Origin of the sequence: Lysinibacillus sp. A1 (genome assembly GCF_000801965.1) — a bacterium.
Taxonomy (GTDB): Bacteria; Bacillota; Bacilli; order Bacillales_A; family Planococcaceae; genus Lysinibacillus; species Lysinibacillus fusiformis.
Genome location: NZ_JSZM01000015.1, coordinates 118,903 through 131,185, shown reverse-complemented (window position 1 = coordinate 131,185; position 12,283 = coordinate 118,903). Strand labels below are relative to the sequence as shown.

The following is a 12,283-nucleotide window of genomic DNA, read 5'->3' as shown; positions in this document are numbered from 1 at the left end:
AGATTTTAAAATGATTTTAACAAAGCAAGAAGCAATACAGGCACTTAAAAAGAACAAGTTTATCGGTTTTACTATTACAACAGGTAATATTATTATGAAAAAGATGAATAAAACCGATTATAATATTTTTGTTTTTGAAGAAGGAAAAGAGAAGCCCTTACGTTATGTTGGTTCTATTATGAACGTTATGGCAACTATGAGTGATAAGGCATCGAATAAGGATTTTGTCATTGTAGAACAGCTTCCAACTCAAAATAACGTTGCCGAAACGCAAGCATCTGAAAACGAAGTGTCAGTAGAAGAGAAAGCTGTAGCATCAGAGGTAAAAGAAGTAGTCGTTGACGACACAGAAAAAGTAGTAGTGCCCGTTGATGAAACGGAAGAGAGCCGTGCGATTGCAGGCTATGAAGATCTATATAAAATGACAGTAAGTGGTCGCATTATTACGGTACGTGAAAATCGTCCTTTAGCTCGTTGTAATGATGAATACGGCTTCCATATTGCACGACTTACAAAGGACGGAAAAGCTTCCAGTCATAATGTCTTTGAGCTGTGGAAACAAACATTCCCTGAGTTAGAGCAAACTCAATTTAAAGGTGCTTTAAAAGCAAAATACGGGACAGGTTGTAAGCTAATCGATAAACCTGGTATCCATTTTTAATCTCATTCACTAAAATGTCTAAACAACAACCCTCAGTTGAAAACACTGAGGGTTTACTGTTTATAAATGAAATTCTTTTCGCCAATTGAACAACTTCACGATGGAAATTTGAGCCACTTTATGAAATCCTACATGCTTTAACTTTCGTCGTCTACGCCGCTCATACCATGGAACTAACGTACAGACGGATCGCCCTTCACGCTGCACTTCCACAACTATTGCCTCTAATAGCTGAGTGTCATATTCTCGAATGAAAGACATATTGGCAGATAGCTCGTACGTATAGCCACTCTCTTCTTCGCGTGCTATTTGATCGTGCCTTCTATAGACGATTTGATCTCCATCACCAAAAAATTGATTTCCCCTATAAAAATGAGCTATATAAGCAGGCCGCTCATTCATCGTCATAATATCCTTCATTTGTAGCTCTTGAAAGGGCCTATATCCTTGATCGTGTATTTGCTCCGCGATATAGATGTCTACTAGATGAATAGCTATGAATCGCTGAAGGGCTCCTTTTATTACTCGGAACCATTGTCTTATTCGAGCATGCTTTAGAAAATACAATAATTCCCCTAACCTGTCTCTCTTCCATTTCACAAGCTGGTGATTGCCTGTTAATTTCCCTTTTACCCGATCTCGTAATACCATCGATGACCGAATAAAGCGCTCCATTTTGCCTTTCGTACTCATAATAAATTTTCGTGTAAAATCAATATCGGTATACCATTGAAACTTATAGGGCTCATAGCCACTACCAAAATCATAGTAACGGAAGCCTAAATCTCGTGCCTTAAGCATATTTTCCTTTTCTATTAAACTGCCGGGGCCAAACCTATTGAAATCTGGCTCATGGCCCATCGCCTGACAAAAATTACGATCTCTACAGCATAAATCAATTGTAAAGCCAATCCAATGCCCTTCAAATTGCAAGCTATCAACCTCGACTCTGAATGCTTCATTAGAGACATCTGCCAAACGTTCATAAAACAATCGAGTCAGTGCTTCGGTAAATCTGCTTTTGTCCAATTTCTTGCGCCATCTTCGCGTAAATAGCGTAAACATTTCATGAAAATGACTGACACCAACATCCTGAAAGTCGACGTGCCCAAGTAGTTTTAATTTCTTTTCATAACGCTTAATACTTTTAAACGTCTTACGATGCTTTTTCAAAAAATCATCCAGTGTCATCGATTGAAAATCTATAAATGACGTGACGGTTCGAAATATAGAATAAGGCATCTGGTATTCTATCGCATATTTCTCAAGCTCTTGGGAAGTATCTTTACTTTCAATTAGACCATGCAACACGAGCAAATAACGCTTATATTTTTGCGTGAACACCTTAAATATATAATGAATAGCCCGCTCCAGCCATTGCTTCTCTGCTATCACTTCCATATATGTCGCATACCCTTGTCCTAAAAAACCAAAGTGATGAATTTTACCAAACCCCACAGAATGAACTAACGGAAAAAATGCCACTGCTTTACCTTGATGTTCGACTATAACTATTTCTACGTTGTCGTGTATACCAAGCGTTGCCCACCATGTTGTCACCCATTCGTATTCAATAAAAGGATTATTATTTTTTTCTCGTTCGAGTATACCTGACCAAGTCCTTCGATAGGGCTCTAACGTTTCCATTGAAGTGATTATTTTATAATCTAGCAACGCACTGAATCGCTCCCTTTTCCGTTATCATCATCCCTTATTTAGTAGCCACTATATTCCTAGCGAGAAAGTATTAGAACAGTCCATCAACATGAAACCCTCCCCATTTAATTGAATAGGAAGGGTTTTGGCTTCGTCCACACTATACCTTTAAAAGTGGTTCCTCTATTTTGTTTACGGCATGGGCCATATGAGTTGTCGCTACATAGCTAAGTGTCATGCCAGGTCCAATCGTTGCGCCTGGTCCGGGATAGGTTTCTCCCATAATAGACGCCGAGCAATTACCTGATGCATACAAACCTTCTATTGGTTGGCCATCCTTTTTCACAACACGAGCAAATTCATCCACTACTAACCCACCCTTTGTACCAATATCTCCCGGATACAGACGCAAGGCATAAAATGGAGCTTTCTTGAACTCTGCTAAATTAGGGTTCGGTAATGTCGGGTCTCCGTAGTAATTATCGTAAGCACTATCGCCCCGATAAAAGTCATCATCATGACCATTCTGTGCAAAGGTGTTAAAACGATCTACCGTTTCTACTAAGCTTTCTACTGGCACATCCATTTGCCTCGCAAGATCGTCAATCGTTTCGGCACTTTTCACGATCCCATGGTCATACCAGCTTTTTGGGAATGCTTGTCCTGGAAACAGTCCTGTAAAAATATAACGACTTTTAGCAGCAGCATCAATAAGAATCCAGGAAGGTACAGCCTGTTTCGTCTCCTCCTGATGCTTGTACATTGTATCTACAAACTCATGATAGGGTGCTGCTTCATTGACAAAACGTTGCCCTGCACTATCTACAACCATCATATTTGGAACGCCCCGATCAGCCACAAGGAAGAATGGTTGTCCTTGTGGATCAATAACAGAAGGTGCTCCCCATACCTTATCCATTAAATCGAGAGTAGCTCCAATTTTCACACTAGGCTCAATGATATCCCCTGTTTGCCCCATAGGCGAAGAAGTCCACGCAGCATTAGTAGGAGCAGGCAAATATTTTTCACGCAGTGCCTGATTATGTGAAAAGCCACCTGATGACAAGACAACGCCTCGCTTTGCCTCTATCCGCTGCTCTTGTCCATTACGTTCAACTATCACCCCAACAACTCTTCCATTATTCGTGATGAAATCTTTAAAGGCCGTTGATAACCAAAGCTCTCCATTTGCTTCAGCAAGTGATAATCGAAGACGTGCTACTAATGCTTCACCTAGAGCTACAGGCTCGCTCTTTGTCACCTTGGCTTTCACTAAACGCACTCCTAATTTCAACGCAGTCGTTTTCCCTTTGAATGTTCGCGTCATCATATTGACCTTATGAAACTCGTAACTATTCATCGTAAAGCCTTTGGTGGATAAAGTTGCTCGACGCATTTGATCGGCCAGTGAGCCCATTTTTGTTAAATCGAAAATAAGAGGTTCAATGGAGCGTCCCTGCGACAAACCGCCCAATTTTTCAGGATAATAATCGGAATAGCCTTTGGCATATCGAAAGCGCATATGATTCGTTTTATTGTATAAAAATCGCAGCATTTCTGGCCCTCTTGTAATATAAGCTTCCTTTAATGCTTCAGGTACACGATGACCTATTGTGGAATCTAAATATTGGCGTGCAAGTTCATGTGAATCTGGGACACCTTCACCTTTAATAACATGATTATTGGGAATCCATAAAGCGCCACCAGAAATTGCAGAAGCACCACCGTAACGATCTGTTTTTTCAATCACTACTGATTTCATTCCTTGTAATTTTGCTGTTAAACCTGCTGTCAATCCCGCTGCTCCAGAGCCTACTACAACTACATCAAAACTTGCATCCCACTTCATTCAACCATTCCTCCCCTATGAGCTAAATCGATGAATATAATCTTCCTATTAAAAAGTATAGAATTAAACTAATTTTCAGTCAATTCAATATGTTCGCCATTTTCCTACATAAAGCTGGCATTCCATGTCAAGAAAGTTTGCTACAAGCATATTCAACTTTACATAGCATATATTTGGAAAAACGACTTTAAGTTTATGATGAGGCGGGGGATTTTACAGGTGAGTGCAATGATACTTGGTGGATTTCTATTTTTCAGTGTTAGCATAGGTGGCGCAATTGCCTGGATTTTCTCTAAGCTATTTCAACATACAACTCAAGGGCTGTCATTATTATGCGGAGGTTTTTTAGTAGGCTTACTCGTTCTAGATATTATTCCTTCTTCATTTCAAATCTATCAATCATTCGGAATTATACTTGGGATTTTTATTGGCTATTTCATTTTCCAACTATTAGATACTTTATTTCATGCTTCTCATGCGCAAAATCCCTCTGTCTCTCTACTAACCCTTGCCATGATTATTCATACTATACCGATTAGTCTTACTGTCGGTAATTTACTTGGCAATGCAGCACTAAGTATTTCTCTCACAGCCTCCATTATTCTTCACCATGTTCCTGAAGGTTTTGCTCTGTCAACCGCACTCATTGCTCAAGGTGAAAGACTATGGAGACTTTTTATTTATTTCTTTATCTTTTCTATTTTCTTCAGTATTTTTATTTGGTTTGGGCAATATTGGGCCTTACCCGAAAAGGCACAGGGTATCTTAATGGGCATTTCTATAGGTTTGATTGCCACAGCCAGCATTTCTGAATTCATTTTACATCAACTTAAGTATGTCTCGTTCAAAGCTTTTTTTATGTATCTCATTTTAGGCTATATGCTAAGCTATATTTTCCATACACTGGTTGAATAGGCTACGAGTTGTAAGAGAAAAAAGACAAAGAACAAGCAATCCACCAGCATAAAGTGGATTGCTTGTTCTTTTTATTCCTCGTCACTTAATTTCATTAAAGTAAGTGTAAGAATTTTTGAAACCTCTGCACGAGTAAGATTTCCTTTCGGATTAAACTTACCATTCGTACCATTTAAAATGCCTAATTGCTGCAATAAGCCAATAGCCTCTACTGTTTCCTTGCGCATTTGATTTTTATCTGTAAATGTATTGTTGCTGCTTACTTGAGAAAGATCCACTTCCATCGCTTGTAAATATCTTGCTGTCACATATGCCATTTCCTCACGTGTAACAGGTTTTTTTGGCTCGAATTGACTACCATCGTAAATATCAATTAAGCCATACTCTTCTAAAATGGCTACTTCTTTCGCACCCCAAAAACCATTAAGGTCCGTATAAGTAGCTGGTCCTTCATAATCTTCATTTACATTTAAGCCTGATGCTCTGAAAATAATTGCTGCCAATTCTCCACGAGTCACTTGTCCATTTGGATTAAATGTTGTGGCAGATGAGCCATTAATAATATCTGCTTGATAGAGCAATTGAATATAACTCTCCGCCCAATGTCCAATTGCATCCTTGAAGTATCCACCTGGCTTTAACTCCACATCTGCACGAGCAAATACTAGCAACATTTCATTTAAATCTGCCGCACTAATTACTTCCCATTTATTTGCTGAATAGATTTCACTCTTAAAGCCATTTCCAGTTTGCGTAATTTTAATTTGAATTGCATTACCGAATGCCTTCTTAATTTCTTCAAAGTTTTCCTTAAACTCTTTTTCTCCTTCTGGATAAAGGTTTGTACCATCTTTATAGGATTGAAGAATCGCATCTAGTGAAATTTTCACTGTTATATTTGTTTTCGTTGTAACGATTGTGACCTCATTATTTTCAAAGCCTACTTTAGATAGCAATAATATTTTATAGATATCCTGATAGGACATCGCCTGTAATTGATCAGTAGCTGCAACAGCTTGCTTTTGATGAATACTATTTGCAACACCTACTGCTTCCTGTGCATATGCCTGTCCGCCTAGTCCTCCTGTAAAACATACAATACTTAGTGCTCCCGCTAACATAATTTTTTTCATTACTATTTCCTCCTTCGATGTATAAGTTCAGTGTACTAAATCAATAGTTAGCATTTCTATAAAAAAATGTAAATTCTACAATAATTATATAAAAGACCTATTTTTGTCCTATTATATTAGAACTACTCTTTTTTTTACTTACAACTAAGATCAAAGAGGAAACAAGATAAATTTTTATGGATTTAAGCATATGATGGGTCATTTACAAAACATGGCTCTCCTATATATGCTACTAATGTAATAAATATGAATAATTAGGTATAAAGTAACTGGTCCTATATATCATCACCATCCACATACAATAGTAGCAATCAAGCTTTCAGGAGGGTGCTAAATGGTTATTACCCCTGGTATTTCAGATTTGCCTTATAGGGTTCAAGTGGATGGAACAAAGTTTTTCACCTTGATTGCAGAAGAAATAACGTGGGAGCTCGTAGATGGGCTATTTATTCAGGCATGGGGCTACAATGGTTCTACGCCTGGTCCGACCATTCGCGTTTTTCCTGGGGATCGTATTTGTATTCGAGTTATTAATCGGTTACCTGAAAAAACAAGTGTACATTGGCATGGCTTAATCGTGCCGAATGCTATGGATGGTGTACCACCTATTGAACCATCACCTTTTATTGAACCAGGGCATTATTTTGATTATCACTTTACGATAAAAAATCCACCTGGGACGTATATGTATCATTCACATGTCAATGTAGCTGTGCAAGATAATGCTGGGCTATTAGGAGGGCTTATTGTTGAAGATCCGCGCAAACAGAACCTCTCACAGCATAAAGATTATTTATGTTTATTACAGGAATGGGCAGTTGATCAATTGCCTTGGGGAACTCTTACAAAGGGCACGTATCCTTTAAATTTTAAGAAACCTGAATTTAATTTTTTTACAATGAATGGGAAATGCTATCCATCCACCAAATCCTTCCCCGTAAATTTCGGTGATACCGTTAAAATTCGTTTTGGCAATATTCAAATGCATCACCATCCTATCCATTTACACGGACATCAATTTCATGTTGTTGGCGCAGATGGCTTTCCGATTGCTCGTCATACACAAATTGCCAAAAACACTATCCTTGTGGCATCTGGCGAAACGTGGGATATAGAATTTCTCGCCAATAATCCTGGTATTTGGCCTCTCCATTGTCATATGCCCCATCACGTTACCAATAATGGGGCTCCTGGTGTTGGGGGGATGTTTACAACAGTGAATTATGGTTAAGACATGGACAGCTTAGTTGCTGTTCTTTTTTATTTCTACAGTTATGTTTAGTCGATTTTGGGTACATACTTGAAAAGGAGCCATCCCGCAAACTTTATATCATTATAATAATAGAGGCTATCATTTGATTTTTCATTATCTAAAGAAGTAGTATGTAGTTGTAACGAAGGATTTTTTACATATCCACACTATTATATTAATGTAACAATTTCAAAGGAGGAATTTCGATGAATTATCAAAACATTACGGTCGCAGGTAGCGGTGTGTTAGGAAGTCAAATTGCTTATCAATCTGCTTTTAAAGGTTTTCAAGTAACCATTTACGATATTAACGACGAGGCGTTGAAAAATGCACAGGATCGTATTACAAAATTGAAACCACTTTATCAACAAGACTTAGGTGCTACACAAGAAGAAGTAGATGCTGCCTATGCTCGACTAACATTTAAAAGCGACTTAACACAAGCTGTTGCCAATGCTGATCTTGTAATTGAAGCAATCCCTGAAGTTGTCCAAATTAAAACAGAATTTTATACGAACCTTGGCAAAGTAGCACCTGCAAAAACAATTTTTGCTACTAACTCATCTACTTTATTACCTAGCCAATTTGCAGAAGCAACGGGCCGTCCTGAGAAGTTTTTAGCGCTACACTTTGCCAATACTATTTGGAAAAACAACACAGCGGAAATTATGAAACACCCAGGCACAGATATGAAAGTATTCGATGAAGTTGTTGCATTTGCACGTGCAATCGGCATGGTTCCACTACCATTATATAAAGAGCAACCTGGCTATATTTTAAACTCATTGCTCGTACCATTTTTAGATGCGGCTGAATCTTTATTAGTAAAAGAAGTGGCAGATCCAGAAACAATCGATAAAACATGGATGATTGGCACAGGCGCACCACTTGGGCCATTTGCCATCTTAGACATCGTAGGTATCAACACTGCTTATAATATTGTTGAAGCAAAAGCAACGGTTACTGGTGATGAAAACATGAAAAAGCTAGCTAACCTACTGAAAACAGAGTATATCGAAAAAGGTAAGCTCGGTCGTGCAACAGGTGAAGGATTCTACACATATCCAAACCCAAGCTTTGCTAAACCGGATTTCTTAAAAGGTTAATGAAGAAAGAGCAATTGTCCGAGAACAAGGATAATTGCTCTTTTTTGGCTTAAATGAAGAAATCCCAAAAGCTAGGAGTATTGATAAATTCCTTTGTCGCAAGTTTTTCAATAATCTTTAATTTAATCTCCTGTTCCAAGTCTTCTCTTTCCTGATAGCTTGTCTGATGGAGACATTGTTTAATTTTAGGTGAAAAATTTTCGATGAATAGAAGTGACTCCTCATTATAGTGATTTTCCCTGTCCATCCGTTATCCCTCCTCTTTACGAAGCTTTTGTTGTAGTTTTTGTAATGCCTTGCGATGAAGATTCGATATATTTTGGGGTGTTGTTTGTAATGTTTCAGCAATCGCCTTTACCGAATAATCTTTCACATAAATCATTTCTAAAATTTGAAGCTGCTTATCCGTTAAGCCTTTCAAGGATTGAAAAAGCTCTTCATTTTCAACAGCGTCCAATAAGCCTTCTTGAATGATTTCGTCCTTTCTCATCATCCCAGTCTCAAATAGTCCATCGTCTACAATTAATAAAAAACGGTCGTGCAATCTTCTCCTTTTTTTATCAAAATCCAAGCTATAGAAATAAATTAAATTACTGACATATTTTATTTTTTGAACATTTATATAATGTAATTGAAACGTCTCATCAACCCTTTTCATATTACAATCGGTTGGATATAAAATCGCTTTTTCAACTAAATAAAGATTTTTAGCATTAGCCAAAAAACTTTTGATAATCGGATTTTTTATCTGTTCCATATTCCTGTAAAAAAACTCTTCGATCTTGTAGTTATCGTTTTTCATCATCATCACTCCTATCTATCCGCCTTCTTGCTAAATAAAGTGACTATCATCTATCTATTATAAACCAAAATAAGAACAAATGTTCTTAAAAATCAAAATCATATTGATTTTATGTCACTTAAAATCACTTTTACATATGTAAGACACAATATTGGTGAAGGAGGAAGATGTCATGCTAACACCCGAAAATATTCAAATGTGGATAAACCTAATTGGTAATTCAGGATTCCCAATTGCCATCACCATCTATCTCTTTGTGCGATTTGAAAAGAAAATGGAAAATCTAGAAGCTGTCATTATAAGAAGGTTAAATAAAAACGAGGAATAGTAAAAAAAACACGGCAGCATTCTTTTAATGAATGCTGCCGTGTGATTTCGCACTGCTCGTGCATACAATATATGTAAAAATAAATATTTCTGAGATGGGAGGGGATTATGATTACTCACAATACAATGGTATCAGCCGATATAGCCATGACCATTTTTTTCATGCTAGGCATTACTTATAATTACTTTTATGATTCATTCCCCATTCAAATTGAATACTTGGGCAATCTTGTATTTTGGCTGATACTCCCATTATCAATTATTATTGTTGCGCTAAGCATTTGGTTACTGACAAAGAAAGTAACCATGGTTAGCTCTTTATTGGCATTTTCTTTAGCGGTCATTACTATATTTATTTTATTGTTATATTGAAATTCGCTTAAAAGCCTTTGAAGTTTGATTACTTCAAAGGCTTTACATATAGAACCATATAATCTTCATCAAAGCATTGCTGGTCTATTTTTAAAGCTCTTTTCTCTGTCCCAAATATTTGAAAACCTAATGATGTGTACAGTCCTTTTGCCGATTCATTAGAAGATACTACGGTTAAATTAATTTGCTCTACATCTGCTAATTGTTTCCCTTGCTGGATTATTGCTTGCATTAAACGTTTACCTAAGCTAAGCCCTCGCTTTTTTGGAGACACATACACGGCAAAAATACTCGCCTTATGCTTTAGCTTCATTTTGCTTTCCTGCACCAATGTAGCAACCCCAAACAATTCATCCTGATCAAATGCTCCGAAAGTAAAAGAACCTTGTGCTTCCAGTCTACTTGCAAACAACTCAAGCGCCATATCTTTTTCCTCTTCAAAGCTTGAACCAAATGCCTCAGGATTTGTTTGTAATCCCTCTAATCTTAACTGACGATATGCCTCAGCATCTTGTGCTGTTACTAACCTAATTTCCATATATCTTCTCCTCCCCTTTTTACTAATCGACGAACAATGTTTGAAAACGGTAAAAACTTTCTAAACTAACAGCCGTAAAAACTGTTCAAAATGAACGCCTGCCTCACGAGGCACTTGCTCCTTGGATGTCGCCTCAATAGCAGCCGCTAAAAACGACTCTGCTAGCTTCATGGACTCCACTAAATCCTGCCCACGCATCATACCGCCCATAATAACAGATGCAAATAAATCACCCGTGCCCGAGTAGCTTTCACCATTATAGTCACGAATGCTATGGAAAGAACGGTTCGCATCGATAAACATATTCCCGACATAACGCTTGCTCTCCACTACAGGTGGATTTAAGCCAGTAATAATGACATGTACCCCTGTGGCCTGCTGAAGCTGCTGCCCCGCCTCCTCTAGTGTCTGAATATAATCTCTTTCATGCTGATAGCTTTGCAACCTCTCAAACGACAAGCCAGTGAGCAAACAACATTCCGTCACATTAGGCGTAATAATATCTGCACACTTTACTAGCTCCTTCATCCGTTCCAGTAAGTCACCTGTAAACATTTTATATACCTCACCGTGATCACCCATGACAGGATCAACTAGCAAGGTCGTATCCGTTGAGTGAAACACGCCTAAAAATCGGAAAATATTATCGATTTGCTCTTTACCTGTGACAAAGCCCGTGTGAATACCGTCAAAGCTAGCCCCAAGTTTGCTCCATTCATCCACAAAGTAGTCCATTTTTGAGGTTAAATCCTCACAATAAAAGCTCGAATACCCTGTTTGTGCCGTTAAAATGGCAGTTGGCAATGGCACAGCCTGCACGCCCATCACAGATAATACAGGGATGGCAGCCGTTAGCGAGCACTTCCCAAAGGATGACATATCCTGAATTACAGCCACTTTTTTCATCATACATTCCACCTAACTCATCCTGTTTATACTCACCTCATCGTATCACAATTAGAAAGATGCGAAAATATCCTCCAACTGACCTCTAACTATTTTATAAAATTGACACTTTCATAATAGTCAGTCCTTTGCTAAAGTAAAAATCATCAAAATATTCATCATAGTGAGGAAGATAAAGATGCAAAATATACAAAGATCATCCTATATAAGACCACGCACGAAAACATTTGATTTAGTCATTACAGCCATTTTAGCGGCACTTGTTTTCGTTGCTACCATGTTTATTAATCTTAAACTACCATTTGGTCAAGGTGGACTGATTCACTTAGGGACGTCCATGCTATTCATCTCAGCCATTTTATTTGGACCTAAAAAGGGAGCACTTGCGGGAGCCATCGGAATGGGATTATTCGATATCGTAGGCGGCTGGTTAATTTGGGCACCCACTACTATTATTTCACGCGCACTACAAGGCTTTATCGTTGGTAAAATTGCCTGGTCAAAGGGATATAAAGGCGACCATATTGGTTTAAACATTTTAGGGGCTGTAGTATCCATGCCCGTAATGATTGCCGTTTATTATATCGGGCAAGCAATTATGTTCAATAGCTGGATTGCACCATTAGCATCCATTCCTGGTGATATTATTCAAAACGTTGTTGGCCTAATTATCGCTATTCCCGTATGTGTCGTACTGAAAAAAACACCCTATTTCAAAAGGAATTTTTAATAAAAACACGTCATCCTGCTCCATTATTTTGCAGCA

The 12,283-nt window shown here is 38.0% G+C and carries 14 protein-coding genes; 7 read left to right on the top strand and 7 right to left on the bottom strand.

Annotation, left to right across the window (positions count from 1 at the left end; translation table 11 throughout):
- The first annotated feature begins 10 nt into the window (after positions 1–10).
- Positions 11–661, top strand: coding sequence for a hypothetical protein (locus PI85_RS14075; protein ID WP_036120042.1), 651 nt, complete (start codon positions 11–13; stop codon positions 659–661).
- Positions 662–721: 60 nt separating this feature from the next.
- Here PI85_RS14075 and PI85_RS14070 read toward each other — a convergent pair whose 3' ends face one another.
- Positions 722–2,335, bottom strand: coding sequence for a GNAT family N-acetyltransferase (locus tag PI85_RS14070; protein ID WP_036120045.1), 1,614 nt, complete (start codon positions 2,333–2,335; stop codon positions 722–724).
- Between the two features lie 142 nt (positions 2,336–2,477).
- A complete protein-coding gene (locus PI85_RS14065; RefSeq protein WP_036120048.1) occupies positions 2,478–4,166 on the bottom strand; it encodes an FAD-dependent oxidoreductase in 1,689 nt (562 codons plus the stop codon).
- A gap of 228 nt (positions 4,167–4,394) precedes the next feature.
- On the opposite strand from PI85_RS14065, the gene PI85_RS14060 reads away from it, so the two are divergent.
- Entirely contained in the window at positions 4,395–5,081 is a 687-nt protein-coding gene (locus tag PI85_RS14060; protein WP_233301568.1) for a ZIP family metal transporter, read from the top strand.
- A 71-nt stretch (positions 5,082–5,152) separates the two neighbouring features.
- On the opposite strand, the gene PI85_RS14055 is transcribed toward PI85_RS14060, so the two are convergent.
- Positions 5,153–6,214, bottom strand: coding sequence for an S-layer homology domain-containing protein (locus tag PI85_RS14055; protein WP_036120053.1), 1,062 nt, complete (start codon positions 6,212–6,214; stop codon positions 5,153–5,155).
- 334 nt (positions 6,215–6,548) lie between these two features.
- On the opposite strand from PI85_RS14055, the gene PI85_RS14050 reads away from it, so the two are divergent.
- Together PI85_RS14050 and PI85_RS14045 are read left to right on the top strand one after the other, a co-directional pair.
- The gene (locus PI85_RS14050) at positions 6,549–7,445 is read left to right on the top strand and encodes a copper oxidase (protein WP_036120056.1); all 897 of its coding nucleotides are present in this window, start codon (positions 6,549–6,551) and stop codon (positions 7,443–7,445) included.
- 227 nt (positions 7,446–7,672) lie between these two features.
- Entirely contained in the window at positions 7,673–8,572 is a 900-nt protein-coding gene (locus tag PI85_RS14045) for a 3-hydroxyacyl-CoA dehydrogenase (RefSeq protein WP_036120062.1), read from the top strand.
- A gap of 49 nt (positions 8,573–8,621) precedes the next feature.
- Here the strand turns inward: PI85_RS14045 and PI85_RS14040 are convergent, their stop codons facing one another.
- Positions 8,622–8,819: a hypothetical protein gene (locus PI85_RS14040; RefSeq protein ID WP_036120063.1), complete on the bottom strand. Its 198-nt coding sequence runs from the start codon at positions 8,817–8,819 to the stop codon at positions 8,622–8,624.
- A gap of 3 nt (positions 8,820–8,822) precedes the next feature.
- Entirely contained in the window at positions 8,823–9,380 is a 558-nt protein-coding gene (locus PI85_RS14035) for a sigma-70 family RNA polymerase sigma factor (protein WP_080709099.1), read from the bottom strand.
- Between the two features lie 166 nt (positions 9,381–9,546).
- On the opposite strand from PI85_RS14035, the gene PI85_RS23950 reads away from it, so the two are divergent.
- The gene (locus PI85_RS23950) at positions 9,547–9,702 is read left to right on the top strand and encodes a YvrJ family protein (RefSeq protein WP_081936992.1); all 156 of its coding nucleotides are present in this window, start codon (positions 9,547–9,549) and stop codon (positions 9,700–9,702) included.
- 107 nt (positions 9,703–9,809) lie between these two features.
- Positions 9,810–10,073 carry a hypothetical protein gene (locus PI85_RS14030; protein ID WP_235213695.1) on the top strand — a complete coding sequence of 88 codons (264 nt, stop codon included), beginning with the start codon at positions 9,810–9,812 and terminating at the stop codon, positions 10,071–10,073.
- A gap of 28 nt (positions 10,074–10,101) precedes the next feature.
- Here the strand turns inward: PI85_RS14030 and PI85_RS14025 are convergent, their stop codons facing one another.
- Positions 10,102–10,611 (bottom strand): GNAT family N-acetyltransferase, encoded by a 510-nt coding sequence (locus PI85_RS14025; protein WP_036120067.1) that lies wholly within the window; start codon positions 10,609–10,611, stop codon positions 10,102–10,104.
- A gap of 60 nt (positions 10,612–10,671) precedes the next feature.
- Positions 10,672–11,520 carry a pyridoxamine kinase gene (locus PI85_RS14020; RefSeq protein WP_200886571.1) on the bottom strand — a complete coding sequence of 283 codons (849 nt, stop codon included), beginning with the start codon at positions 11,518–11,520 and terminating at the stop codon, positions 10,672–10,674.
- Between the two features lie 175 nt (positions 11,521–11,695).
- Here PI85_RS14020 and PI85_RS14015 point away from each other — a divergent pair, with 175 nt between their 5' ends.
- Entirely contained in the window at positions 11,696–12,247 is a 552-nt protein-coding gene (locus PI85_RS14015) for an ECF transporter S component (RefSeq protein WP_036120073.1), read from the top strand.
- The last annotated feature ends 36 nt before the right edge of the window (positions 12,248–12,283 follow it).